Here is a 26964-nt window from a genome sequence, read left to right on the forward strand (position 1 = left end):
TCCAGAAGCTCCCACAGGTTCAGTGATGATCATGACTTTTTGGCACGCCGCAGATCCCCTGTAGGAGCAGCCGGAGGTTACGACGGCCGTGAAGGCGGTGGGTCAGTGACAGGGATCTTGAGTGACACACCGCATTCGTCCGACCGCGGCCCGCAGCAAGCCGGCTCCCACAGGTATTGCGGCCAGTCACCAAACGTATCCAACCGACTACAAATCTGCACCCGCCCGCTGTTTACACCTACCCCAGACAACCCGCTATCCTCCACCTCATTCCCTCTCCAGGTATCGGTCAATGCTGCAAGTCCAGGACGTGTTCAAGAGCTATGCCACGGCCCAAGGCCCGTTGGCGGTATTGCGGGGCGTGGATTTGCAATTGGGTCAGGGTGAAAGCCTTGCGTTGATGGGCGAATCCGGCAGCGGCAAGAGCACGTTGTTGCATCTGGTGGCCGGGCTGGATCACGCCGATCAGGGCAGCATCGAGATCGCCGGGCAGCGGCTGGACCTGATGAACGAAGCGCAACTGGCCAATTGGCGACGCACGGAAATCGGTCTGGTGTTTCAGCAGTTCAACCTCATCGGCAGCCTCAAGGTCGAGGACAACCTGGCCTTTCAAGCGCGTCTGGCCGGGCGCTATTCCCCTGAGTGGCAAGCCGAACTGGTCGAACGCCTGGGCCTTGGCGCGCTCCTCAAGCGTTACCCCGAGCAACTCTCTGGCGGCCAGCAACAACGCGTCGCTATTGGTCGTGCCCTCGCCTCTCGCCCTGGCCTGCTACTGGCCGACGAGCCCACCGGCAACCTTGACGAAAACACCAGCGACGAAGTGCTGCAATTGCTGCTGGACCTGCTCGCCGACAGCCCCACCAGCGTGTTGATGGTCACCCACAGCCCCAAGGTCGCTGCGCGCCTGCATCGCCGGACGGTACTGCATCTGGGCCGTCTGGCGGCTGAAGGCGATCGCTGATGCCGGTATTTTTCTGGACCCTCAAGGCGCTGCTCAGTCATTGGCGACGCCACCCGGTGCAATTCTTCAGCGTGCTCACCGGCCTGTGGCTGGCCACCAGCCTGCTGACCGGCGTGCAGGCGTTGAACAGCCAGGCGCGGGAAAGCTACGCCAAGGCCAGCCAATTGATCGGCGGCGAGCCGCAGAAAGTGCTCGTCGCGCCCAATGGCGCCAACTACTCACAGGAACTGTTCGTCAGCCTGCGTCGCGCAGGGTGGCCGGTGTCCCCTGCCTTGCGTGGCCGCGTTGCCCTCAAGGACCTGCCTGATCAGCGACTGGTCCTGCTCGGCATCGAGCCGGTGACCCTGCCCGCCAACACTGCGTTGGCCGGGCAGACCCTGGACACCGAGCAGGTGGTCAACTTCTTCACACCACCGGGCAGCACCTGGATTTCGCCGCAGACGATGCAGGCGCTGGGGCTGCACGAAGGCGAACAACCGCAGACCGATGCCGGGCAAACCCTGCCGCCGTTGCGCGCCCAAGCCGACATGGCCCCCGGCCTGCTGCTGATGGACATCGGTTTCGCCCAGCAGGTGCTCAATCAGCCGGATCAAATCTCGCGGATGATCCTGCCCGGCGATTTCGCCGAAGACCCGCCTCCGCTGCCCGACGACATGAAAGGCGAGCTGGTGATTCGCAAAAGCGGCGAAGACAACGACCTGGGCCGCCTCACCGAAAGCTTTCACTTGAACCTCGACGCGCTGGGCTTTCTGTCGTTCGTGGTCGGGCTGTTCATCGTGCATGCGGCAATTGGCCTGGCGCTGGAGCAGCGTCGTGGGCTGCTGCGCAACCTGCGGGCCTGTGGCGTCAGCGGGCGGGGGTTGATCGCAAGCCTGGTGATCGAACTCGGCGTGCTGGCCTTGATGGGCGGGATCGCCGGGGTCATCAGCGGTTACTGGCTGGCCAGCGTGTTGCTGCCCGACGTCGCCGCCAGCCTGCGCGGCCTGTACGGCGCCGAGGTGGCCGGGCATCTGAATCTAAGTATCTGGTGGTGGTTGAGCGGCCTGGGCGTGGCCTTGCTCGGCGCCTTTCTCGCGGGTGCCAGCAGTCTGTTGCGCGCCGCGCGCCTGCCTTTGCTGGCCCTCGCCAACGAACAGGCCTGGCACGATACCCACGCGCGCTGGCTCAAGCGTCAAGGCTGGATCGCCGGTATTTCGGCGCTGATCGCGCTGCTCGCGGCGCTGTTCGGCAACAGCCTGGCCGTGGGTTTCGTGCTGATGGCCAGTCTTTTGTTAAGCGCTGCGCTGGGGCTGCCGGTGCTGCTCAATGCCTTGCTCAACCTGCTGCTCGGTAAAAGTCGTTCGGTGCTCGGGCAGTGGTTTCTCGCCGATTGCCGTCAGCAGTTGCCAGCCTTGAGCCTGGCGCTGATGGCGCTGCTGCTGGCCATGGCCGCCAACATCGGCGCGGGCAGCATGACCTCGGGTTTCCGCCAGACCTTCACCCATTGGCTGGAACAACGCTTGAGCGCGGAGCTGTACATCAACCCGCAGAACCCGGCCCAGGCGGCGCCCTTACAAAAGTGGCTGAGCGAACAACCCCTGACCCGCGCCGTGCTGCCCAACTGGCAGGTGTCGCTGCAGCTGCGCGGCTGGCCCGCCGAGCTGTATGGGGTGATCGACAACGCCCATTATCGCCAGCACTGGCCGCTGCTGCAGTCCGCAGGCGACGACCCTTGGGGGCAACTGGCCAAGGATGACACCCTGATGCTCAGCGAGCAGTTGGCGCGGCGCTTGAAGGTCAGCGTCGGCGATGAGGTGAAACTCCCCGCGCCCGATGGCGACTGGCCGCTGCGCGTGGTGGGCATTTACGCCGATTACGGCAACCCCAAGGGCCACATGCTGGTCAACGCCAGCCATCTGCTCGAACACTGGCCGGACCTCACGCCCAACCGCTTCAACCTGCGCATCGACACCCGGGCGATCCCGCAATTGCTGCGAGTGCTGCACAACAAATTCACCATCGACGACAACCGCATCGTCGACCAGATCCAGCTCAAGGCGTGGTCACGGCAAGTGTTCGAACGCACGTTTGCCGCAACCGCTGCGCTTAATAGCCTGACCCTGATGGTGGCCGGTGTTGCACTGTTCATCAGCCTGCTGACCCAGAGCCAGAGTCGCCTTGGGCAACTGGCGCCCTTGTGGGCGCTTGGGGTTACGCGTCGACAATTGATGCTGCTGAACCTGGCGCAGACCTGGCTGCTGGCGGTGCTGACGCTGGTGCTGGCGATCCCGCTGGGGCTGCTGCTGGCGTGGTGCCTGGATGCGGTGATCAACGTGCAGGCCTTCGGTTGGCGCCTGCCCTTGCAGGTGTTCCCTGGGCAGTTGCTGCGCCTGATGCTTCTGGCGATGCTTGCCACGCTGCTGGCTTCGGCCTGGCCGCTGTATCGCCTGTATCGCACGCGGCCGGCTGACTTGCTGAGGACCTTCGCCAATGAAAAGTAAGGTGCTGGCCCTGTTACTCGTCGCGCTGTTGATCAGTGGCTGCGACGACAAAACCGAGGAAGAAAAAGGCTTTGCCGGGCTGGCCAACGATGCCGCGAGTTATGCACAGGTGACGCCGGGCAAACGCTTTGTGTTCCCCGAAGACCACGGCCGCCATAACGATTTCCGCATCGAGTGGTGGTACATCACCGCCAACCTCAAGGACGCCGAGGGTCAGTCCTTTGGCGTGCAATGGACGCTGTTCCGCAATGCCCTGCCCCGCCCGAAGACCGCCACCAGCGACGAGCACGGCTGGCGCAATCGCAACCTGTGGATGGGCCATGCCGCCGTCACCTCCGAAGACCAACACTACGCCGCCGAGCGCTATGCCCGAGGGGGCGTCGGTCAGGCTGGCGTCACGCTGGCGCCCTTTACGGCGTGGATCGATGACTGGGCGTTCAGCAGCCATTCGAGCATCGAAAACCCGCTGGCCGACATGCAGCTGCAAGCCCGCGGCCCGCAGTTCAACTACCGCCTGCACCTGACCTCGAACAAGCCGCTGGTGCTACAGGGCCAGGACGGTTTCAGCCAGAAATCCGAGCAAGGGCAAGCGTCGTACTACTACAGTCAGCCGTTCTTTCAGGCCGACGGCACGCTGGAAATCGACGGCAAGACCTATCAGGTCTCCGGCCCCGCCTGGCTGGATCGCGAATGGAGCAGCCAGCCCCTGACGGAAAACCAGACCGGCTGGGACTGGTTCTCGCTGCACCTGAAAAGCGGCGCTGACGTGATGCTGTACCGCATGCGCCAGAAGGACGGCGAACCTTACCTGACCGGGACCTGGATCAACGCCGATGGCAGCACCGAGTTGCTTGCCGCGAAGGACATCGAGCTGACGCCGCAGGACACCACCGAGGTCGAAGGCCGCGACATGCCCATCCGCTGGTCGGTAAAAATCCCCGGCAAGGGCGTGGATGTCTCAGTCGACGCGCTCAATCCACAGGCCTGGATGGATTTGCAGATTCCCTATTGGGAGGGCCCGGTGCAGGTCAGCGGGAAGCAGGAGGGTGTGGGGTATCTGGAGATGACGGGGTATTGAGCCTTGCACACACGGCTTCTGCCCGGAGGGCGTAGGAGTCTAGCTCGCTGACGATCTGCCGGGGACCGGCAGCAAACCCTGAACACGCGGTCTGCCTGACATGGCGAGGTGTCTGATTTTACTGCCGCCTCGCGTCAGATCCTTGGCAAGCCAGCCTGCTACGCCTTCGGCAGAATAAATAACGCCGCAGTGCTGACACGCCGCTTATAACCGAACGTTCTAAAACTCTGGCAATCCTCACCGGTCAGTCTTTGGGTAGCCGGACTTCCCCGGCCACATTCCCCAACGGAAAACCGGTAAGGACTCATGTGCGGATTAGCTGGTGAACTACGTTTTGACAACCAACCTGCGGATCTCGCCGCAGTAGAACGCATCACCCATCATCTGGCCCCTCGCGGCCCGGATGCCTGGGGTTTTCATAGCCAGGGGCCGATTGCCCTGGGCCATCGTCGTCTGAAAATCATGGACCTGTCCGACGGGTCGGCGCAGCCGATGATCGACAGCCATCTGGGCCTGTCACTGGCCTTCAACGGCGCGATTTATAACTTTCCGGAATTGCGCGCCGAGCTGGAAAGCCTCGGCTATCAGTTCCATTCCGGTGGCGACACCGAAGTGCTGCTCAAGGGCTACCACGCCTGGGGCGCCGACATGCTGCCCAAGCTCAACGGCATGTTCGCCTTCGCCATCTGGGAGCGCGACACCAAGACTCTGTTCATCGCCCGCGACCGTCTGGGCGTCAAGCCGCTGTACCTGTCGCGCACCGACAAACGCCTGCGCTTCGCCTCGGCCCTGCCCGCCCTGCTCAAAGGCGGCGACATCAGCCCGATGCTCGACCCGATCGCCCTGAACCACTACCTGAATTTCCATGCCGTGGTCCCTGCTCCGCGCACCCTGCTCGCTGGCGTCGAGAAAATTCCGCCGGCCACCTGGATGCGTGTGAGTGCCGAGGGCAAGGTCGAGCAGAAGGTCTGGTGGACGCTGCCTTACGGCCCTCACGCCGATGAAGCGAACCTGACCCTGGAAGACTGGCGCGACCGCGTGCTCGACAGCACCCGTGAAGCCGTGGCTATCCGTCAACGTGCGGCGGTGGACGTCGGCGTGCTGCTGTCCGGCGGCGTCGACTCGAGCATGCTCGTCGGCCTGCTGCGTGAAGTGGGCGTGAAAGATCTGTCGACCTTTTCCATCGGGTTTCAGGACGCAGGCGGCGAGCGCGGCGACGAGTTCCAGTATTCGGACCTGATCGCCAAGCACTACGGCACGAACCATCATCAGCTGCGCATCAAGGAAAGCGAGATCATCGAGCAGTTGCCTGCCGCGTTTCGCGCCATGAGCGAGCCGATGGTCAGCCACGACTGCATCGCCTTCTACTTGCTGTCACGCGAGGTGGCCAAGCACTGCAAAGTGGTGCAGAGCGGCCAGGGCGCGGATGAGCTGTTCGCCGGTTATCACTGGTACTCGCAAGTCGATGGCGCCAGCGACCCGTATGCGGCTTATCGCGATGCGTTTTTCGACCGCAGCTACGACGAGTACGCCGCCACCGTCGCCCCGCAATGGTTGACCCAGAACGACGCCGCCGGTGATTTCGTACGCGAACACTTCGCCATGCCGGGCGCCGAGGCAGGTGTGGATAAAGCGCTGCGTCTGGACAGCACGGTGATGCTGGTGGACGACCCGGTCAAACGCGTCGACAACATGACCATGGCCTGGGGGCTGGAGGCACGCACGCCGTTCCTCGACTACCGCCTGGTCGAGCTGTCGGCTCGCGTCCCTGCGCGCTTCAAACTGCCAGATGGCGGCAAGCAAGTGCTCAAGGAAGCGGCGCGTCTGGTGATTCCTTCCGAGGTCATCGACCGCAAAAAAGGCTACTTCCCGGTGCCAGGCCTCAAGCACCTTGAGGGCGACACGTTGAACTGGGTGCGCGACTTGCTGCTCGATTCGAGCCAGGACCGTGGCCTGTTCAACCCGACCATGCTCGACACCCTGCTGACCAACCCCGACAGTCAATTGACCCCGCTGCGCGGCTCGAAGCTGTGGCAGCTCGCGGCCCTGAATCTGTGGCTCAGCGAACAAGGACTGTGACCGATGAAAGCCAATGCTTCGCTCTACAACCAGCGCCTGTTGCGCGGTCAGGCGCCGTCCTACGAACGCCTGCAGGCGCGCTTCGCCGAAGACGGCAGCTCCCTCGATGACGCGCCGCTGGCACTGCACTGCGGCTGGGGTCGCCTGCTTATCGGGCACACCTACCCCGATCCTGCGGCACTGGCCAACGAGCTGCTCAACGAAAAGCCCGGCGAGCGTGACATCGCGCTTTACGTAGCCGCGCCGCAACAGGTCCTGGCGCAGTCACCTCAGCAGTTGTTTCTCGATCCGTCGGACACCTTGCGCCTGTGGTTCAGCGACTATCGCCCGGCGCAGCGTGTGTTTCGCGGCTTTCGGATTCGTCGTGCGCAAAACCAGGCCGACTGGGAAGCGATCAACCACCTCTACATCGCCCGCGGCATGTTGCCCATCGACCCGAACTTGCTGACCCCGCGTCATCAAGGCGGTCCGGTGTACTGGATCGCCGAAGACGAAAGCAGCAATGCGGTGATCGGCAGCGTGATGGGCCTCAATCATCAAAAGGCCTTTAACGATCCGGAAAACGGCAGCAGCCTGTGGTGCCTGGCAGTGGACCCGCAATGCACCCGGCCTGGCGTGGGTGAAGTGCTGGTGCGCCATCTGATCGAGCATTTTCAGAGTCGTGGCCTGGCCTATCTGGACCTGTCGGTGCTGCACGACAACCAGCAGGCGAAAAACCTCTACAGCAAACTCGGTTTTCGCAACCTGCCGACTTTCGCCATCAAGCGCAAAAACGGCATTAATGAGAAGCTGTTCCTCGGCCCCGGTCCGCAGGCGGAGTTCAACCCCTACGCGCGGATCATCGTTGAAGAAGCGCATCGCCGTGGCATCGAAGTGCAGGTGGATGATGCCGAAGCGGGCCTGTTCACCCTCATTCATGGCGGTCGGCGCATTCGTTGCCGCGAGTCCCTGAGCGACCTGACCACAGCGGTCAGCATGACCCTGTGCCAGGACAAGCGTCTGACCAACAAGGTGCTCAAGGCCGCCGGTTTGCAGTTGCCCGTGCAACAGCTGGCGGGCAATGGCGATGACAACCTGGCGTTTCTCGACGAGCATGAACGCATCGTCGTCAAACCGGTGGATGGCGAGCAGGGCCAGGGCGTGGCGGTGGATTTGCGCACCATTGAAGATGTGCAGGCAGCGGTCGAGCGCGCGCGCCAGTTCGATTCCCGCGTGTTGCTGGAAAGCTTTCACGAAGGCTTGGACTTGCGCATCGTCGTCATAGGTTTCGATGTGGTCGCGGCGGCCATTCGCCGCCCTGCAGAAATCATGGGCGACGGTGGTCACACCGTCGGCCAGCTGATCGAAGCCCAGAGCCGTCGTCGTTCGGCGGCAACCGGTGGTGAGAGCAAGATCCCCATGGACGACGAAACCCGCCGGACCGTGGAAGATGCCGGCTTCAGCTTCGACAGCGTGCTGCCGTCCGGGGAACGTCTGGCGGTTCGGCGTACGGCGAACCTGCACACCGGCGGCTGCCTTGAAGACGTCACGGCAATCCTGCACCCGGTGTTGAAAGACGCCGCTATCCGCGCGGCCCGCGCCCTCGACATCCCGGTGGTGGGTCTGGACCTGATGGTCCCGGCCGCCGATCAGCCGGAGTACGTGTTTATCGAAGCCAACGAACGCTGCGGCCTGGCCAACCACGAGCCACAGCCGACTGCCGAACGCTTCGTTGATCTGTTGTTTCCCCACAGCTTGCCCGTTCACGGGTAGCAGCAGCGGTGAGCTGCAAGCTGCGAGCTGCAAGAAGTCGGCGCGACCACTTGCAGCTTGCAGCTTAAAGCTCGTCGCTGATTCAACTGGAGCCTCCCATGACCACTGCAAAGAAAATCCTCGAACCGGATCTGAATTACCTGCAGAAAGTCCTGCTGGAAATGCTCGCGATTCCCAGTCCCACGGGCTTTACCGACACCATCGTGCGTTACGTCGCCGAGCGTCTGGAAGAGCTGGGCATTCCCTTCGAACTGACCCGTCGCGGGACCATTCGCGCGACCCTCAAAGGCAAACAGAACAGCCCTGACCGCGCCGTTTCCGCGCACCTGGACACCATTGGCGCCAGCGTGCGTGAGGTGAAAGACAACGGCCGTCTGGGCCTGTCGGCGGTGGGTTGCTGGTCGAGCCGTTTCGCCGAAGGCAGCCGCGTCAGTGTGTTCACCGACACCGGCGTGATTCGTGGCAGTGTGTTGCCGTTGATGGCCTCGGGGCACGCGTTCAACACCGCCGTCGACACCATGCCGATCAGTTGGGACCACATCGAACTGCGCCTGGACGCCTACTGCGCGACGCGCGCCGACTGCGAATCGCTGGGGATCAACATCGGTGATTTCGTGGCCTTCGATCCACTGCCCGAATTCACCGAAAGCGGCCACATCAGCGCCCGCCATCTGGACGACAAGGCCGGCGTCGCCGCCCTGCTCGCCTCGCTCAAGGCCATCGTCGACAGCGGCGCCGAGCCGCCCATCGATTGCCACCCGCTGTTCACCATTACCGAGGAGATTGGCAGTGGCGCGGCGGGCAGCCTGCCGTGGGACGTCAGCGAATTCGTCGGCATTGATATCGCCCCGGTCGCCCCCGGCCAACACTCCAGCGAACATGCGGTGAGCGTGGCGATGCAGGATTCCGGCGGCCCGTACGACTATCATCTGTCCCGCCACTTGCTGCGCTTGGGGCAGGAAAACGAACTGTCGGTGCGCCGCGACCTGTTCCGCTATTACTACAGCGATGCGCACTCGGCGATCACGGCGGGTTACGACACCCGCACTGCCCTCTTGGCGTTCGGCTGCGATGCGACCCATGGCTATGAGCGCACTCACATCGACAGCCTCAGCACCCTGAGCAAACTGCTGACCGCCTACATCCTCAGCCCGCCCGTGTTCGCCAGCGACGCGAAACCGGCCAATGCGTCACTGGAGAACTTCAGTCATCAACTCGAACATGACGCGCAGATGGAAACGGACACGCGAGTGCCAGCGGTGGATACGTTAGTGGGCCAGCGGTAGGCATCGGTCGCCTGCCTGCAGCCTCCACGTGTGGACGCCAACCTGTGGGAGCGAATTCATTCGCGAGAGATGGGTATACCTGACTCATCTCTATCGGATGTACTACCGTCTCGCGAATGAACTCGCTCCCACAGTCCGATCCGTCGTGCCGAAGAGATTGTAGGAATGCTTCAACACAGACGTAGCCTCTGGCCCTTCACCGCGCTAGCATCCCGCCACCCACCCCATTTGATGACCGAGCCGCTCTTATGCTGATCCCCCACGACCAACTCGAAGCTGACACGCTGACCCGTCTGATCGAGGATTTCGTGACCCGCGACGGTACGGACAACGGTGACGACACGCCGCTGGAAACCCGCGTCCTGCGGGTCCGGCATGCATTAACCAAGGGTCAGGCGGTGATCTTCTTCGACCTGGACAGCCAACAGTGCCAGCTGATGCTCAAGCACGAAGTGCCCAAAGAATATTTCGACGAGTAAAAAAAGTGCCGCAAGGCATGGGTGCTGTTCGGCGAGCGGGTCTAGACGCCCTCGGATTGCGCCGCCATTTGCTGCAGGCGCGCGGCGATCCGCTTGTACACCTCGCTGCGATGAATCTTCACGTGCTGCGGGGCGTTGATCCCCAGGCGCACCTGATTGCCCGTGATCCCCAGAATCTGCACGGTGATGTCGTCACCGATGGAAAATGACTCTCCAATTTCTCGCGTCAATACCAGCATTTTTCCTACTCCCCAAGTGGTAACCGAGGAGGCAGCGTGACAAGTGGGATCCAATGCATCAATGCACTGGGGAAAAATCAGTCTTGCCCTTCAGGAGTCATCGGCGGTTGCTGACAGACGCGTCCTACATAGCTGTTTCAATCATTGAACGGGTCAGACCGCGCATGCCCTAGTGCCGAAGAAATACGCGGTGCTCAAAAAGCTCGTTGTTGAATGTCAGCCGGTGGACTTGGCCTTGGCGCGCATCTTGTCGGCCATGTTGGCCATCTCGTCATAAATGGTGTGCGGGTTCTGCTGCTTGATCTGCCAGGCCATGCGCCCCTGTTCGTGAGGCAGGATCATGAATTCGTCTTTGGCCACCTGATCATAGAGGTAGCTGGCAATGTCACTGGCGCTGATCGGCGAGCTTTCCAGCAGCTTGCCGACCTGGGCCTTCATCGCCGGTGTCGGGCCGCGGAAGGAGTCCAGCAGGTTGGTCTGGAAGAACGACGGGCAGACCACATGCACGCCGATTTCCTGCTGACGCAGTTCCACCAGCAGGCTTTCCGAAAGCGCCACCACGCCAGCCTTGGCCACGTTGTAATTGCTCATCGCCGGCCCTTGCATCAGGGCTGCCATGGAAGCGATGTTGATGATCTTGCCTTTGCTCTGTTCCAGCAGCGGCAGGAACGCCTTGCAGCCCTTGACCACGCCCATGAGATTGATCGCGATCTGCCAGTCCCAGTCCTCCAGCGACAGCTCGCCAAAGAACCCGCCCGACGCCACTCCGGCGTTGTTGACGATAATGTCGATGCCACCGAATTTTTGCTCGCAAGCCTGTGCGAAGGCAGTCAGCTGGCTGTAGTCGCGCACGTCACAGCGCTGTACGAAACCGTCTCCCCCTGCTTCGCGCACCAGCCTCAGGGTTTCCTGAAGCCCCGCGTCGTTGACGTCGGACAGCGCCACGCGCCAGCCTTCACGTGCCCAGCGCAATGCGATTTCACGCCCAAGGCCGGATCCTGCGCCAGTGATCATGATGCGATTTTGCATAACCGTTGCCTTGTCGATTTCGGGGAAGTGCGCTCAGTGTAAACAGAGGGATTGTCGGACAAGCCCTTCATTCGATTGCTGAATATCCCCGGCAAACCGCCGCCTCAGGGCTCGCGCGGTGATTTCAGGGGCGGTTAACCTCGCTACCGGATAAAGGCGCCAACAGAACTGGAGAAAACGAGCTGATCTTCTCTAACGTCTGACCTAGACAAGTAGTTAGGCTGCTTATTAATTGAGCCTCCCTGGCAACTTTCGAGACCTGAGCGGCAGACGTAAGTTCCCGATTTATTTGCTGTAAGTGGGGCCGCTCTAAAAATCAAAAGTTTGATTTACATGTAAGCGAGTCAGTGACAAACCATTGATTTATAGAGAATAAATAAAAATGTTATTTTTTATGACTGATCTCCAGAACCTTTTCTCTTGGCCGACAGTCGGATAATTCAAGCAGTACAAGTATTTCGCCAACTTGGCGGATGCTTGAACGGCATAGCCTCTTACCAAGTACACAAGAAGGAACTCGTCATGGGCATCGGCACAATTCTGATCATCATCCTCATTCTCTTGCTGGTCGGCGGTCTGCCGGTCTTCCCGCACTCAAGAAATTGGGGTTATGGGCCATCGGGGATTATCGGTACGATTCTGGTGATTCTGTTGATTCTGGTTCTGCTCGGCAGGATATGACCCCCTGGCAGCCAGTGAAGAACCCCGTCCAAGTGGCGGGGTTTTTTATTGCGATGGCTGTTGTCTGGACTGTCGCGCATGAGGATCAAGATCAAAACCCGGAGCTGGAGCTGAATCCGGAGCAGGAACGGGAGTTATGTGTGATCCCTCGCGCCGGGCCCGGGATTTGCGGATGGCGCTGCTCCTACAGGGAGATCGGGGCGAAGCCAAAATCAGTGTTCGCTTTTGAACTTTATACGCAAAAGGTCAGACGCCGCAGAACGCGATTTGGGTACAGGCCGAAAAAGAAAAGCCCCACATCTCTCGATGCAGGGCTTCTCTTTACCGCTTAGCCAAAACCATCACACAACGGCAGTCTGCCCGCTCATGGCCAAGTCCAGCAGCTCACGGTTGGCCACCGCATACATCGCGTAGTCATTCCCGCTCGCCGCCCGCAACTCAACCAACATTGCGCGCCAGCGTTCGACCATCGCCGAATGCTGCTCCAGCCACAGGTTCAACCGCTCCTCCACATCTGCAGGACCATTGGCCATCTGCAGAACGGACACCGTGATCGCCCGCTGCTGCCAGTCGATATCGTCACGGAACGCCTCACGCGCCAGCGCCTGCCAGTTGTTCTCCACCGGCAGTGCACTGATCTGCTGCAGATACCAGGTCACATCCAGCGAACCACCCACCGCGAAATACACCTTCGCCACATCAGCCGCATTCTGACCGGTCACATCAGACGCCTCGATGATCGGCAGCAGCGTATACAGGTGCGTGGTACCCGCCACCATCCGCGCCAGCAACTCAGGCACTCCCGCTTCCACGTATTCCTGATAACGCGCCTGCCAGACTTCACGGGGCGGGCCCTCCAGCAGTTCGTCCAGTTTCAGGCCCAGCGCCGCCAGGTGCGGACCAAAGTGCGCGACGTCGCGTGCCGCGTCCAGTTCGTTGCGACGGCTGCGCAGGAACCAGCGCGTGGCGCGACGGCCCAGACGCATCAGCTCGTCCATTAGCGCCAGCTGGATTTCGGCCGGAACCTTGTAGTCCAGCGCCTCGATCTGACGGAACCAGTGCGGGAGGTGGAAGATGTCACGCACGATCACGTAGGCACCGGCCACATTGGCCGCGCTCATGCCGGTCGACTCTTTGAGTCGCTGCACGAAGGTGATGCCCATGTGGTTGACCAGGTCGTTGGCGATCTGGGTGCTGACGATTTCGCGCTTCAGACGGTGGCGGCGCATGGACTCCGAGAACTTCGCGCCCAGCGACGGCGGGAACGCGGTTTCCATGTCGCGGGCCAGGTAGTCGTCGTCCGGTACGCGGGATTCCAGCAGCGCTTCCTTGAGGTCGATCTTGCTGTAGGAGATCAGCACCGACAGCTCTGCGCGGGTCAGGCCTTGCTTCTCGGCGACGCGCTCGGCCAGTTGGTCCTCGGCAGGCAGGAACTCGATGGCACGGTCCAGCTTGCCACGGGCTTCGAGGTCGCTCATCAGGCGCTTGTATTCGGCAATGCGCTCATAGGCACGACGGGCCGCCAAGGACAGGGCTTGGGTCTGCTTGTAGTTGTTGCCAAGCACCAGATGGCCCACTTCGTCGGTCATGCTTTCGAGCAGCAGGTTGCGCTGCTTCTCGGTCATGTCGCCGGCCTGCACCACTTCGTTGAGCAGGATCTTGATGTTCACTTCGTGGTCGGAGCAGTCCACGCCACCGGCGTTGTCGATGAAGTCGGTGTTGGTCGCGCCACTCAGCAGGCCGAATTCGACGCGGCCCAGTTGGGTCATGCCCAGGTTGCCGCCCTCGCCCACCACCTTGCAGCGCAGTTGGTTGCCGTTGACGCGCAGGGCGTCGTTGGCCTTGTCGCCGACGTCGGCGTGGCTCTCGGAGCTGGCCTTGACGTAGGTGCCGATGCCGCCGTTCCACAGCAGGTCAACCGGCGCCTTGAGCAGCGCGTGCATCAGCTCGGTCGGGGTCAGTTTGTCGGCGCTGATGTCGAAGCGCGCTTTCATCTGCGGGGTGATGGTGATGCTCTTCAGGCTGCGCGGGAAGATACCGCCGCCTTCGGACATGATGCTGGTGTCGTAGTCGGTCCAGGCCGAACGCGGCAGGTCGAACAGACGCTGACGCTCGGCGAAGCTTACGGCCGGGTCCGGATTGGGGTCGATGAAGATGTGCAGGTGGTTGAACGCGGCCACCAGTTGCAGTTTGTCGGACATCAACAGGCCGTTACCGAACACGTCACCGGCCATGTCGCCGACACCGATCACGCTGATGCTGTCTTGCTGGACGTTGATGCCACGTTCGCGGAAATGGCGCTGCACGCCGACCCACGCGCCCTTGGCGGTGATGCCCATTTTCTTGTGGTCGTAACCGGCCGATCCGCCGGAGGCGAACGCGTCGCCGAGCCAGAAGCCGTAGTCGATGGCGATGCCGTTGGCGATGTCGGAGAAGGTGGCGGTCCCTTTGTCGGCCGCTACGACCAGATACGGATCATCGTCGTCATGCCGCACGACGTTGGCTGGCGGCACCAGAGCGCCTTCTTTGAGGTTGTCGGTGATGTCCAACAGGCCCGAAATGAAGATGCGGTAGCAGGCGATCGCTTCGGCCTGGATCTCGTCGCGGGTGCCGGTGGTCGGCAGACGACGGGGCAGGAAACCGCCCTTCGCGCCCACCGGCACGATGACCGAGTTCTTCACCTGCTGGGCTTTCACCAGACCCAAAACCTCGGTGCGGAAATCTTCTTCACGGTCGGACCAGCGCAAGCCGCCCCGTGCCACGTTGCCGAAACGCAGGTGCACACCCTCGACCCGCGGCGAGTAGACGAAGATTTCGAACTTCGGCACCGGCTTGGGCAGTTCAGGAATCAGACGCGGGTTGAACTTGAAGCTGAAGTAGCTCTTGTTCTGGCCGTTGGCGTCGGTCTGATAGAAGTTGGTGCGCAGGGTCGCCTTGATCAGGTCAAGGTAGCGACGCAGGATACGGTCTTCGTTGAGCACTTGAACGTCGTCCAGCGCCGAGAGAATGGCCGTTTCAAGACGCTGCTGCATGTCGTCCAGGTCGCCACCGGACAGTTTGCGCGCCAGGTAGAAGCGGGTCTTGAACAGGCGGGTCAGCTCGCGGGCGATGTCGGCGTGGTTGTTCAGCGTACTGGCGATATAACCCAGATCGAAGCCCAAGCGAATCTGCTTGAGGTACCGGGCATAAGCGCGCAACAGCGCAACGTCACGCCAAGGCAGGCCGGCGGTCAGCACCAGACGGTTGAACGCGTCGTTCTCGGCCTCGCCGCGCACGATGTGGACGAAAGCGTCCTGCAGCGTGTCATTGAGCTGTTGCAAGTCCAGTTTCAGGCCTTCGCCATAAGTGAACGCGAAGTCGTGAATCCAGAACTCGCGGCCATTGGTGTGACGCAGGCGATACGGGAACTCGCCCAGCACGCGCAGGCCGAGGTTTTCCAGAATCGGCAGCACGTCGGACAGCGCCAGCGGGGTGTCGGCGTGGTACAGCTTGCAGTGCAGCTGCGCCTTGTCGCCGGACAGCGGCTGATAGAAGCTCATGACCAGCGGATTGGCATCGCTCAGGTTGAGCAGGTGCTGCATGTCGACCACTGCCGAATGCGCGGCGAAACGCTCGCGGTAGCCGGCGGGGAAGCCTTTCGGGAAGTCAGCCAGCACGTTGGTGCCCTGGGCTTCGCCGAAACTTTCGATGACCAGGCTGGCGTAGTCGTCCTTCCACGAACGGCAGGCCTGGATCACTTCGTTTTCCAGTTGCTGCGGGTCGATGTCCAAGGTGACTTTCGGGTCCACGCGCAGGATCAGCTGCACACGGGCCAGCACGGACTCGGAGAAGAAGGTCCAGAACTCGCAGTCGCTGGCCTTCAGGCGCTCCATCAGCACCTGCTGGATTTTCTGGCGCACTTCGGTGGAGTAGATGTCGCGCGGCACATAGGCCAGGCAGTAGCAGAAGCGGCCGTACGGGTCCTTGCGCAGGAACACGCGGATCTTGTTGCGCTCCTGGATCTGCACGATGGACATGACGGTGCTGAACAGCTCGTCGACCGGAGTCTGGAACAGGTCATCGCGGGGCAGCACTTCAACGACTTGCGCCAGTTCCTTGCCCAAGTGGGCCTTGGCGTCGAAACCGGAACGGCGCTCGACTTCGGCCACCTTGCGGCGGATGTACGGGATCGCGCGCACGCTTTCGCCATACACCGAGGAGGTGTACAGGCCCATGAAGCGGCATTCCTTGACGACCTTGCCGCTGGCGTCGATTTGGCGGATCGACACGTAGTCCGGGTACGCCGGGCGGTGGACGCGGCTTGGCGCGGCGGCCTTGGCGAAGGACAGCAGGGTCGGCTCCTGCAGGTAATTCACTGCATAGCCTTCGATGTGCAGGTCTTCGGTGGTGAGCCCTACGCGCAGCCGTTTGGTCAGGCCCAGAAAGGAGGACGGATCGTAGGTCAGTTGACCGCCTTCGGCGCCGCCCTCGACCGTGAACTCTTCGTAGCCCAGAAAGGTGAAGTGGTTGTTCACCAGCCATTCGAGGAAAACCTTCACCTCGGCTTTTTCGTCAGGATCGACGTTGTATTCGATGGCGTCGACGCCGGCCAGCAGTTCGTGCAGCTTGGCCTTCATCGGTTCGAAGTCTTCGACCGCGACACGCACTTCACCCAGCACCTGCTCCAGTTCGCGGGCCAGTACGTTCAGCTCGGCGGCGTTGGCGGTGCGGTCGATTTCCAGGTACATCAGCGATTCTTGCAGCACGTCGTCGCCGGTCGTGCCTTTTGGCAGCAGTTCGACCAGGTTGCCCTTCTCGTCGCGACGCACGCTCAATACGGTGGTCTGCAGCGTGTGGATGCTGTAGCCGCGGCGGTTCAGCTCGGTGCGCACCGAGTCGACAAGGAACGGCAGGTCGTGGTGCAGGACTTCAACGGCCGTGTGGGTCGACTGCCAGCCGTGACGCTCGTAATCAGGGTTGTAGACCCGCACCTGTGGTGCGCCGTGCTCGAAACGCTCGAGCAGGCGCCAGGCCGACAGGGTGCAACCGGCCAGGTCGGAAAGCCTGCGCTGGGTCAGTTCGTCCAGGGAAATGATGCCGAAGAATTGATCGGCGAACAGCGCCACTTGTGGCAGTGCCTGTTCACTGATGTGCTGGGCCAGTGCCGCTCGCAGTTGGTGCTGGAAGTCGGGCTTGCTGGCTGCGGTGAAGAACGCCATCTGTGGTACTCCGCTTGGCTTGGCTTTTATATAGGAGAGATGCGTGTTTCGGGGTCGTGCGTGCATGTGTGCGTGCGTGTGCGCCTGTTCGATGATAGTCGGCAGATCGTGACAGGGCGCAGTACGTGGGCACATGCCCTACTAGTAACGCTCGTCGTGTGTGCGTGGTCACATTCATTGGACCCCAATGAAGGACAGCGGGCATCTGCTCAGGCAGGCTCGGCTACGCGTCCGTTCATCTGCTGCGCAGCTTAACGAGAGCAAGGCCCGCGCTGCTTGCGATGCTGCGACATATTCGGACATCGGGTTGCAGGCAGATGTTTCAGAGAGGTGAAGGGACGGCGCCTGGCTTGGGTGGGGTGTGGTTAGCGCGGGATGCCTGCAGGACGCCAAAACAAGAATCTCAAGCCAATCTCAAAAAGGACTGGCAAACTCTCCCCTTGCCCCGAACCCGCCACAGGAATGCCGCCATGCACATGACCACCGACAGCTTCATCTACAACCCGTGCGACGAGGAAGAAGATGACATGGCGCTGGCATGTTGCCATGCCAGCAACGGCGATCTGTTTCTGCTCGGCCGCTTCCCGGACGAAGATGAAGTGGACATCACCTTTCGCGACGACACTATTCACGTCGAGAGCCACCTGAAAGTGACCCTCACGGCCACGCTGTTGACAGTGGAAATCGACGCCGCCGACGCCAGGCCCTTCGGCGGCGAACACCTCTTCGAAATCACCCACAGCACGATTGCCGAAGAGCTCCCTGAGCTGGACGCGACCCTGCGCATCCTGCTCAAGGATGTCGGGACTTACGCCAGCGAAATCGGCTGACGCTTGAGCTCTACCTCTTCGACCGCGCTCACCAGTTTCTCTACATCGGCGGCGAAGGCTTTGCCGCCATCCACAGCCAAATAGCGGATGTGCAGAATCACATCGGTCAGTGTGTCGAGCATGGCTTGCTGATCTTCGCTGTCGTGGTTGGGGAAGCTCAGGGTCCAGCGGGAAATCGCGCCGGTGCCTTCGAAGGGGAAGTAGCGTTCATCGCCAAAATCCAGCTGGAACATCCCGTGATCGTCCACCCCGGTCGACAAGCCGACCTGTTGATTGGCCCGCGGATTGGTCACCAACTGGTCCTGGCGCAGGTCGTCATCGTCGCCTTCCGGCAATTCGCCGACTTGTTGGTACAAGGACTTCACGTTGCCGATCTGCGGCTTGAGCAAGTACGTGCTGGTCTGCTGGCTCAGGGTCGCGTGAATGTCCTGATAGGGCTTGAGCACCACTGGCAGCGAAACGGACAAGCGCACCAACTGCCGCAGGTAATGACCCGGGTAGTCCCTGTCGAAGGTCGATGAGTTGAGCTGGAACTCGATCTCGCCTGTTGTGCGCAGGGTGTCGAGCACCGCGTCCCAGCCGGTGACCGCGTCCGGCTGCCGCCCGGCACCGGGGTCGTAGTCCTTCAACAGTGCCTTGAGCGACAGGGTTTTGGTGATCTCCAGCCGACGCTCGTGGCGCGTCAGAAACGCCGACTCCATCTGCATCAACCCCAGTCTCAAGGTGTCCCCTGCGGTCAGGCCGAAGCGGTTGTCGACCCACGCAGACGCCGAGATGAAACGCGTCTCGCGATCCCCCACTTCGTATTGCCAGCAGGCTTCGGTGCTCAGGCACATCGACAGCACGGCGTCGTACGCCTGGAAATACAACGTGGACATCTGACTCAACAGCCATTGATACAACCCCGCATTCGTCGCCCGCCCCTTGATGAAGGCGTAAAAGGCCTGGGCCTGCTCGCGGGTCTTGGCCGCTTGCGCAAGACTTGCCCTTGAAGCGTTGACGGCCGCTTCCTGCGCTTCGATCTGACGGTCGACCATTTCCGTCTCCAGCTCCGCCTGCTGGACCTGATGCTGCCACTCGTCGCGCCGACGACTCTGCAGGTCGCTGGTCAGTTGCTGTTGCGCCAGCTCCGACAGTACCGTTGCAGCGCCCTCCATGACCTCGGCTTCGGCGAACGCCGGGCCACCCCAGTGCATGCCGCCGGTGGCGCCGCCGAACAGATTGGGCGCCAGACTGGCGATGTGGCCCGCAGCGCCAAGGGCCCTAGCCGCGACGGTTGTACCCATCGCGACTTGGCGTTCAGTATGAGCGGTCTTTTCCAGCGCGCTGACATCCACACGCAGTTGATCGTCGTAATAGCGTTTGCGCGCGACCACGCTTTGCCGATTCGCTTTCAGTACCTCCAGGCCCTTGACCGACTCGTCGATAGCGCTCTGCTGTAGTTGCTCGGCGAATGCCGCCAGATCATCCAGCACATGGCCCTGTTGCAGTTCTTCCTGCTCGGCGCGGTATCTGGCCTCCATGTGGTTGAGCACCTGCTGAGCGAAACGTATGAGCGTGTCCACTGCGTTTTGCGCGCGCGGCATCATGGCGCGCAAGCGATATGGCGGGATGATCGCCAGCGATCCCAGACGCCGCTGGCTGACGCTGCTGCCATTGAGTTGCGCACGCAGCAGGTCCAGCGGATTGGCCGGGGCCTCGTACAGCGCCAAGTGCATCGGCTTGCCGTCCAGGGTCAGGTTATGCCGCAGGTTGTACAGACGCAGGTCGAGGCGGTCCCACACATCCAGCAGTTGGGTGTTGACAGGCAGACGAAAAATGTCCTGATCCAGCAAGCGCAACCAGGGCGCCTGGGTGGCGCTGAGTGGCAGCAACGTGGACAACGTGGCAGCCAGCGACGACTCAAGCTCAGTAAACGAGCTGTCGCCCTCGTTACTGGCCTCGCCAAGCGTCACGGGCTCCCAATGGCTGATGCTGCGTCCCTTGGACAATGGCCCCAACAGCGAAAGCGCGCGCACATACAGCAGTTTGGCTTCGTTGAGGGTGTCGCGGGTCACCTGGCGGTACAGCATATCGCCCCAAGCAATGAGGTTGTTGAGGTACTGCATGAAGATCGCCTTGCGGTAGTGCGACGGCGCACTTCGGGCAATGGCATCGGGGTTAGTCTGGCTGCCCAGCTCAGGCAATGGGTTGTCGGCCAGGCCCAGCGGACGGCAGGTCCAGTAGGGTAGCCAGTCGGTTTGCGCAGGCGGCGGAAACAGCGGCGCCACGCGCATCTGCGGGTTGAACAAGTGTTCCAGCCAGCTTTGCGCCCCGGCATAATCGAACTCTTGCTGCAAGCGGCTGGCGACCAGATGCGGAATATGGACGAACAGCTCCCAGAAATACAAACCGTAGGCGCCGGAGAAGTCCAAGTACACCGGCGCGGTCTCATCCTGCAGCGCAGGCTCCTCGGTATGTTGGGTCTCCCAGCTTAAGGCGCCTTCCAGCGACAGGCTGGCCTTGCGCGTAAGCACCTTGGCGCAGAGAGTATTGAGGCGGATGCGCTTGCCACCAGCAAGCGTGCCCAGGTATTGCACTCCGGTTCCGGCAGTGACGATGTTGGGCGCGGCATCGCTGACAGGTTCGCGGGTGACCGTGAAGCCGTTCATTCCAAATTTCTCTCTATCCCCGGACGTTGCATCCCCTCCCCACTGATAAGTCCTGACCGTTCCACCGTCGGCAGGCCAAGGATCGTAAACAATGGCTGACTGGGCAGCTCCATTTAACGTGAGGTTTTCGCCCTCCTGCAGCCAACCGACCTTATAGTGCGCCAATCCTGAACTCATGACTGCGGGTTCGTAACTGTACCGATAGTATTCATCATTGAGCCTGATCGGTGGGCCATTGCGCACCGACACCTGAAACCCGCTGGGCAGAGAAGCGTTGAAAGCATCAGGGTCTTCGTCGATCACCATGCTGGCAGAGTAGAAATCCCAAAAAAAAGAACTTTCGAGCTTGAAGTCTTCTGTCCTTAAAATACCTAAGGTCCGCTCCTCATAAGTGAGTTCTACGTTTTGCGGGAGCAAGTCGGCGGAGTGAACGCGGTAAAACATCACCGTGAATCGGGTCACGCCTTCTGCCCCCGTCACCTTGACCGTATACCCATGGGTAATACCTGGCCCAACAGCTCCTGAAGACTCGAACTCAGTGTTTTTCCATACGTTCAATACCGTATTGCAAACACCCCGCAGCGCTAATTGCCCGTTCTGCCACTGTGCCTTCAACTCAAGATGCTCATTCATAGCAAAACCGGTAGCCCCCATTGTCGTGGGGGGGGCAGTTTTATCCCAGGCTACCGATGTTACTTTCCACTGCAGGTCGGTATCGGCGTCCAATTCATCCGCACAATACTGAAGCCGCCGACTGTCTGTTCCGGCCATGAACAGCAAAATCGTCGCCACCGCCGGATCAATTGGCCGAGACACTAAGAATTCATCGAAAACCAGATACTGGTTAATGTCCTGATTCGTGAACCCCTTCGAAATAAAACCCACCAACAGCCGTGACCGCCCTCCATTACGATGATCGGTGCACGCCATCAGCCTGTATCCCTTAGTGATGGCCCACTTGTCGTCGAACACATTAGGCAGCAACTCATCCGGCGCTTCCCCGTTGTGCAACACAATCGGCGCGCTCCAACTGTCATCCAGCCGGCGATACGCCAACTTGATGGCGTATTCGAACCTGCCCGTCTTTTGACCTTCTTTGTCCAGCACTGCCTTGCCGCTTTCAACCCAGATCACATACAAGCGGCCGTCCATCACCACCGGACGACAATGCTTGATATGCACACCGGTCACTGATTCGACAGGCTTCCATTGCGTCCAGCCTGCCATCAACGTCACTTCCGAGGCCGGCTGTGGATAGGCCCGGGTTTTACGCCAATAAAAGCCGAACGGCTCGATGTTCTGACGACCGACGAAGTAATACTCAGCCTCGCGAAAATCAACGCCGTCAACGTAGCCACTGATGATCGAGAGGTTGGCCAATGTCTCGAATGTCTGCAGATAATTGCCTAACGCCTGTTGCGCCGTGTCGCGTGACAATCGAGCTTGCGACAGTTCTGCCTCGAAGGTCTCGAATAACGAGGTCTTGTCCAGACGCAACGCCGGTTGCAGATAATTCTCGGGATAATCCTCAAGCATCTGGTAACCCGACCATAGGCTGTACTGCGACATCCCGTCGCGCCAGAGCGCCCGATTATCATGAACCACACTTTCGTAACCCGGCTCCATGCCGTTATAGATCGCGTGGATATGCTGCTGCACGCTGGCAATGCCCTGCGCCACACGGCTGGTGTCGACTTGCGCGCCAACCTGGTTATCAATCAGCAGGTATTCGTATAAGTCTTCTTCGTTCAACACCCGGCGAGGCGCGGCGCCCTGCTGCACCAGTTGCCCCAGATACCAGGCAACCAACGCATCCCGGCGTTGCTGCTCCAGCACTCCGATGATTGCGTGATTCATCTTATGTCCCTCATCGTCCATTGATGTGAGTGTGCCAATTCAAGCCGACGGTGACGCCTTCTCGGTTGCCTGCCGGGGTCGCTGCACGCGCCCGCTTGCGGGAATCAACTTCTTGACCTGCTCGGCGAAAACCTTGCCACCGTCCATCGCGCGATAGCGCACATGCACCATGACGTCCTGCAGGGCATCGAACAGCGCCTGCTGTTTGGCGCTGGAATGCCTTGGAAAACTCAAGATCCACTGCGACGCCGCGCCGGTGCCCTCGAATGGCTGATAACGCTCATCGCCCAAGGGTAAGCCGAACACGCCACTGTCCCGAAGATCGTTGCAAATCGCCACCTGCTGATTGGCCCGCTGATTGGTGAGGACGAATCGGGGATCGATGTCGTCGTGTTCATCTGACAACTCTCCGGCCTGCTGATACAGGTACTTGCTGCCACCCAGATCGGGCTTGAGGAGGTAACGGCTGCTCAGTTGATCGAGCGTCACGCGGACGTTTTCATAAGGCCCCAACACGCCGGGCAGCGACACTGACACCGACACCAGTTGTCTCAGGTAATGGCCGGGGTAGTCCCGATCAAACAGCGACGGCTTGAGTTCGAATTCAATAGCCCCTGTCCCGCGCAGGCTGGCCAGCACCGCAGGCCAACCGACCTCGCTGCCTTCACCTTCGTAAGCTCCCAACAGCTGGCGCAGGGAGACGGTCTTGATCAGCTCCAGGCGTCGTTCGTTGCGCAGCAGATACGCTGACTCCATCTGTAACAGCCCCAGGCCCAGGCTTTCACCGGCAGTCAGGCCTTGGCGATTATCCACCCAGGCGTTGGCCGGGATGAAACGGGTATCCGGATCGCCAATCTCGTATTGCCAGCTCGCCTCAGTGGCCAGACACAGCGACAGCACGGCGTCGTATGCCTGGAAATACAGGGTCGACATCTGCCCCAGCAGCCACTGGTACAGCGCCACATTGGTTGCACGATTTTGAATGAAGGCAAACAGCGTCCGCGCCTGTTGCCGCGCCTTCAGCGAGCGGTCACGTTTGAGTTCTGCCGAGCGAATCGCCCTGTCGCGCTGCTCGATCTGCAGGTCGAGAGCGTCCAGTTGGGTCTGTGCCTGGTCCTTGAGAAACCTCCACTCATCACGCCGCCGGTTGCGGGTATCGGCACGCAGGTGTGCTTCAGCGCTGTCCATCAGGTAAACGCTGGCTGCTTCCATCACCGACGCCGCCGCCCAAGGTGGGCTACCCCAATTCCAGCCGCCTGGCACCGGAATAGGGAAAGGCCCTGGCGTGAAGGTAACGGTATTGGGCGCCGTCCCCAGCGCGTGGCCCAGCGCACGAAAACCACCAGCGAGCACCCGCGTGGCACTGGCGCCGGCCAGTAGCTGCTCTGCACTCTGCTCGGCGGCACTGACGTCCTGCGCCAGCCATTTAGCGTAGCTCTCACACTGCGCCTGCACCTGATCGCGGTTGGCGGTCAGCACGTCGCGCTCGAGTCGCGCCTGATCGACGACCAGGGCATCGAGCTGCTCAACGAAGGCCGACAGTTCCAGCACGTGGCTTTGTTGCAGGGATTGCTCTTCGGCGCGATCACGCATCTCCATGGCCTGGCGCACTTGCTCGCCGAAGCGGATCAGCATCTCCACGCTGTCGCGGACACGGGGCAACATGGCCGCGAACCGGTACGGGGGGACTCTGCCTTGAGCGCCTAGACGGCGCAGCGAAACATTGCTGCCTGCCAATTGCGCACGCAGCAGGTCCAGCGGGCTGGTCGGGGACTCGTAGAGTGCAAGGCTCATTGGCCGACCATCGAGCGTGAGGTTGTTGCGCAGGTTGAACAGGCGCTGATCCAGCTGCTCCCACAGGTCCAGCAGGCGTGTATTGACAGGTAAACGAAACCACGGCGCATCGATCAATCGCAGCCAGGGCTCGGCGGACATGCGCGGCGTGTCCTGCGGCCAGGCAAATGCCGACGTCTCGAACGACGCGAACGTTGCGCTCTGATAATCGGCGGCGTCCTGCAACGACATCGGCGTCCATTGGCTAATGCTGCGGCCCTTGGACAACGGCCCCAACAACGATAGCGCGCGCACGTAATGCAATTTCGCCTCGTTGAGCGCATCGCGGGTGACCTGCCGATACAGTGAGTCGCCCCAGGCGATGAGGTTGTCCAGGTAGAGAGTGAAAATCGCCTTGCGGTAGTGCGAAGGCGCGCCGTAGGCGATGGCATCCGGATCCCGAGGTGCGGCCACATCACGCAGCGGGTCGTCGGCAAACCCCAGCGGGCGGCAGGTCCAGTAGGGTTGCCACTGCACGTGCTCGGGCGGCGGGTACAGCGGCGCCACACGCACCTGAGGATTGAACAGATAGTTGAGCCACTCTTCAGCCCCGGCGTAATCGAATGCCTGGTACAGGCGCCACGCGGCAAGGTGCGGCAAGTGGAAAAATATCTCCCAGAAGTAGCGGCCATTGGCACCGTTGAAATCGACGGGTGGCTGGGTTCCCGTGCTGTCTCCGGGCAGCGGGGTTTCCAACGTGTGCTGGGTTTCCCACCCCAGCGCGCCGTCCAGAGAACGCTCGGCCTTGCGCACCAGTTCGCTGGCGAAGGTGGTGTTCAGGCGCACGAAACGAAGATGGGGCAGCCCAAGGCCTTTGAGGTCGAGAAACAGCCCGCCTTCATCGGTTTTGACGAAGGCTGGAATCTGGGCCGTCAGCTCCTTACGAAGAAAGTTGAACTCGTTGTAACCAATGCCGCTGGCTCGGTCAGGGTTGCCCACACACAGCCAGTCCAGATCAGGCTTACCGGGCGTGCCTTCCCAGCCAACCCTCTCGGCCGGCGCGCGCGCGGCGCCGTTGAACACCACGGGGTAATTGGCACGAGGCGAGTTTCTCCATAAACCGACCTTCCCCTTTTCCGGAACGGGATCTGATGCGGCTGTTCCGTACCAAGGCTTTGAACAAAGAATGGACGCTTCAACAAGAGGGTTCTGTTCCAGATGTATCAGCCGCACGTCAAGTTCCAGATACCGATTGAGCGCGCCCTCCTGGTACCGGCCTTCGTGGTTCCATACTGCTTTTTCCAAGGTCCACACCTTGCCCTGACTATCGGCCCCCGTGATCATGAACTGCGCACTGCCCGGGCCGTTATTGAACTGGGCGATCAGCGAGCGATCGAGGGACGGCAGGCTATCGGTGAGGTCGACAGGCTTCCAGAGCGTGGTGCGGACCTCGAGCAAGACCCTGACGGGCGGGCTTTCTGCCTTTTCGCCGCGCTTGAGGAACGCAATCACGAGCCTGGGCTCGGAGGAATATCGCGCATCCTGCGCCGCGATGAGTACGTGCCCTTCGCTTTCCAGTGTGGCGAAGGATGGCAGCGTCGTCTCGTGCAAACCGATTGCCGCACTCCAGCGCCCATCGCTCTGCAGATAACTGACATTCAGGTGATATATGAAGCGGTCTGCCCTCGGTTGGTCGTTGGCGTCCAACGCCTCGCGCACCTGCTCTAGCCACACCAGGTGCAAACGCCCCTCCACCACCGCTGTCCGCACATGGGTGACTTGACCAGACGTCTGCACGTCGATCGCTTTCCACTCTGTCCAAGCGGATGGCGGGACGTGGGTGCTGTTCTCATCCACATCAATGTCAGCCTTGCGCCAGTAATAGCGCGACGAATCGGTAGGCGAGCGACCGATGAAGTAGTAACTGGCCTGCCGAAAATCCACCCCGTCGATGTAGCAGCAAACCGTGTCCAGATTGGCGATCTCTTCGAACCGAGCCAGGTAATTGCCCAGCGCTTTTTGCACGCTGTCCGAGGTCAACCGCGCCTGAGACAACGCCCCTTCGAACGCCTCAAACGCCTCGGTCTTGCCCAGCCGCAACGACGGATCGAGGTAGTTCTCCGGATAATCCACCAGCGCCTGATACCCCGCCCAGGTGCTGTGCTGACTCATCGCCTCACGCCACAACGCTCGCGACTGCCGATGCTGCTCGACGTCGCTGACTTCTTCGAAGCCGGGCTCCATGCCGTTGTAGATCGCATGAACGTGCTGCTGCACACTGGCGATGCCCTGCGCAACCCGACTGGTGTCGACCTCGGCGCTGACCTGATTGTCGATCAGCAGGTATTCGTAGAGATCGTCCGGGGTGATGATGTGATCGGGCGCGGGCGAGTTTTCGTCGGGGACGAGTTGGCCGAGGTAATAGGCAACGAGGGCGTCGCGGTGGGGTTGGGCGAGCGGTGCAATGATCGTCGTGTCCATGTTGCTGTACTCTCGCGTCTCTCAACGTAATGAATAGCGATAGGCCGGGCGAAAACCACAGCGGGTCAGGCTATTGAACTACCCCGTGAAGGTTTGAAACGTTAGTCAAC

General features: G+C 61.1%; 14 protein-coding genes. 9 read left to right on the forward strand and 5 right to left on the reverse strand.

The window, feature by feature from the left end:
* Window positions 1–292 precede the first annotated feature (292 nt).
* From AC07V9_RS18535 to AC07V9_RS18565, 7 genes are all read left to right on the forward strand, one after another.
* A complete protein-coding gene (locus AC07V9_RS18535) occupies window positions 293–961 on the forward strand; it encodes an ABC transporter ATP-binding protein (protein ID WP_495017110.1) in 669 nt (222 codons plus the stop codon).
* Window positions 961–3441: an ABC transporter permease gene (locus tag AC07V9_RS18540; protein WP_495017111.1), complete on the forward strand. Its 2481-nt coding sequence runs from the start codon at window positions 961–963 to the stop codon at window positions 3439–3441. The genes AC07V9_RS18535 and AC07V9_RS18540 overlap by 1 nt, the downstream gene beginning before the upstream one ends.
* Window positions 3431–4519: a lipocalin-like domain-containing protein gene (locus AC07V9_RS18545; RefSeq protein WP_495017112.1), complete on the forward strand. Its 1089-nt coding sequence runs from the start codon at window positions 3431–3433 to the stop codon at window positions 4517–4519. Before AC07V9_RS18540 ends, AC07V9_RS18545 begins: the two co-directional genes overlap by 11 nt.
* A gap of 306 nt (window positions 4520–4825) precedes the next feature.
* Window positions 4826–6598: an N-acetylglutaminylglutamine amidotransferase gene (locus AC07V9_RS18550; RefSeq protein WP_495017113.1), complete on the forward strand. Its 1773-nt coding sequence runs from the start codon at window positions 4826–4828 to the stop codon at window positions 6596–6598.
* A 3-nt stretch (window positions 6599–6601) separates the two neighbouring features.
* On the forward strand, window positions 6602–8350 hold the full coding sequence (ngg, locus tag AC07V9_RS18555; RefSeq protein ID WP_495017114.1) for an N-acetylglutaminylglutamine synthetase: 1749 nt from the start codon (window positions 6602–6604) through the stop codon (window positions 8348–8350).
* Between the two features lie 98 nt (window positions 8351–8448).
* The gene (locus tag AC07V9_RS18560) at window positions 8449–9636 is read left to right on the forward strand and encodes an osmoprotectant NAGGN system M42 family peptidase (RefSeq protein ID WP_495017115.1); all 1188 of its coding nucleotides are present in this window, start codon (window positions 8449–8451) and stop codon (window positions 9634–9636) included.
* A gap of 248 nt (window positions 9637–9884) precedes the next feature.
* Window positions 9885–10115 carry a YheU family protein gene (locus AC07V9_RS18565; RefSeq protein WP_495017116.1) on the forward strand — a complete coding sequence of 77 codons (231 nt, stop codon included), beginning with the start codon at window positions 9885–9887 and terminating at the stop codon, window positions 10113–10115.
* Window positions 10116–10156: 41 nt separating this feature from the next.
* On the opposite strand, the gene csrA is transcribed toward AC07V9_RS18565, so the two are convergent.
* Window positions 10157–10354: a carbon storage regulator CsrA gene (gene csrA, locus AC07V9_RS18570; protein ID WP_495017117.1), complete on the reverse strand. Its 198-nt coding sequence runs from the start codon at window positions 10352–10354 to the stop codon at window positions 10157–10159.
* A gap of 216 nt (window positions 10355–10570) precedes the next feature.
* A complete protein-coding gene (locus AC07V9_RS18575; protein WP_495017118.1) occupies window positions 10571–11383 on the reverse strand; it encodes an SDR family oxidoreductase in 813 nt (270 codons plus the stop codon).
* A 522-nt stretch (window positions 11384–11905) separates the two neighbouring features.
* On the opposite strand from AC07V9_RS18575, the gene AC07V9_RS18580 reads away from it, so the two are divergent.
* Window positions 11906–12064, forward strand: coding sequence for a DUF3309 family protein (locus AC07V9_RS18580; protein WP_495017119.1), 159 nt, complete (start codon window positions 11906–11908; stop codon window positions 12062–12064).
* Window positions 12065–12405: 341 nt separating this feature from the next.
* On the opposite strand, the gene AC07V9_RS18585 is transcribed toward AC07V9_RS18580, so the two are convergent.
* The gene (locus AC07V9_RS18585; protein WP_495017120.1) at window positions 12406–17262 is read right to left on the reverse strand and encodes an NAD-glutamate dehydrogenase; all 4857 of its coding nucleotides are present in this window, start codon (window positions 17260–17262) and stop codon (window positions 12406–12408) included.
* A gap of 470 nt (window positions 17263–17732) precedes the next feature.
* Here AC07V9_RS18585 and AC07V9_RS18590 point away from each other — a divergent pair, with 470 nt between their 5' ends.
* The gene (locus AC07V9_RS18590; RefSeq protein ID WP_495017121.1) at window positions 17733–18092 is read left to right on the forward strand and encodes a hypothetical protein; all 360 of its coding nucleotides are present in this window, start codon (window positions 17733–17735) and stop codon (window positions 18090–18092) included.
* Here AC07V9_RS18590 and AC07V9_RS18595 read toward each other — a convergent pair.
* Window positions 18071–22600 carry a Tc toxin subunit A-related protein gene (locus AC07V9_RS18595; RefSeq protein WP_495017122.1) on the reverse strand — a complete coding sequence of 1510 codons (4530 nt, stop codon included), beginning with the start codon at window positions 22598–22600 and terminating at the stop codon, window positions 18071–18073. The two genes, AC07V9_RS18590 and AC07V9_RS18595, sit on opposite strands and share 22 nt — an antisense overlap.
* Window positions 22601–22639: 39 nt before the next feature.
* The gene (locus AC07V9_RS18600; protein WP_495017123.1) at window positions 22640–26854 is read right to left on the reverse strand and encodes a Tc toxin subunit A-related protein; all 4215 of its coding nucleotides are present in this window, start codon (window positions 26852–26854) and stop codon (window positions 22640–22642) included.
* Between the last annotated feature and the right edge of the window lie 110 nt (window positions 26855–26964).

The sequence above is a fragment of the Pseudomonas sp. GW821-FHT02A11 genome (genome assembly GCF_059421985.1).

Excerpts from the sequence above, each read along its gene's own strand:
- AC07V9_RS18535 (WP_495017110.1), top strand. The coding sequence starts at position 293 with ATGCTGCAAGTCCAGGACGTGTTCAAGAGCTATGCCACGGCCCAAGGC.
- AC07V9_RS18540 (WP_495017111.1), top strand. The coding sequence starts at position 961 with ATGCCGGTATTTTTCTGGACCCTCAAGGCGCTGCTCAGTCATTGGCGA.
- AC07V9_RS18545 (WP_495017112.1), top strand. The coding sequence starts at position 3,431 with ATGAAAAGTAAGGTGCTGGCCCTGTTACTCGTCGCGCTGTTGATCAGT.
- AC07V9_RS18550 (WP_495017113.1), top strand. The coding sequence starts at position 4,826 with ATGTGCGGATTAGCTGGTGAACTACGTTTTGACAACCAACCTGCGGAT.
- ngg (WP_495017114.1), top strand. The coding sequence starts at position 6,602 with ATGAAAGCCAATGCTTCGCTCTACAACCAGCGCCTGTTGCGCGGTCAG.
- AC07V9_RS18560 (WP_495017115.1), top strand. The coding sequence starts at position 8,449 with ATGACCACTGCAAAGAAAATCCTCGAACCGGATCTGAATTACCTGCAG.
- AC07V9_RS18565 (WP_495017116.1), top strand. The coding sequence starts at position 9,885 with ATGCTGATCCCCCACGACCAACTCGAAGCTGACACGCTGACCCGTCTG.
- csrA (WP_495017117.1), bottom strand. The coding sequence starts at position 10,354 with ATGCTGGTATTGACGCGAGAAATTGGAGAGTCATTTTCCATCGGTGAC.
- AC07V9_RS18575 (WP_495017118.1), bottom strand. The coding sequence starts at position 11,383 with ATGCAAAATCGCATCATGATCACTGGCGCAGGATCCGGCCTTGGGCGT.
- AC07V9_RS18580 (WP_495017119.1), top strand. The coding sequence starts at position 11,906 with ATGGGCATCGGCACAATTCTGATCATCATCCTCATTCTCTTGCTGGTC.
- AC07V9_RS18585 (WP_495017120.1), bottom strand. The coding sequence starts at position 17,262 with ATGGCGTTCTTCACCGCAGCCAGCAAGCCCGACTTCCAGCACCAACTG.
- AC07V9_RS18590 (WP_495017121.1), top strand. The coding sequence starts at position 17,733 with ATGCACATGACCACCGACAGCTTCATCTACAACCCGTGCGACGAGGAA.
- AC07V9_RS18595 (WP_495017122.1), bottom strand. The coding sequence starts at position 22,600 with ATGAATCACGCAATCATCGGAGTGCTGGAGCAGCAACGCCGGGATGCG.
- AC07V9_RS18600 (WP_495017123.1), bottom strand. The coding sequence starts at position 26,854 with ATGGACACGACGATCATTGCACCGCTCGCCCAACCCCACCGCGACGCC.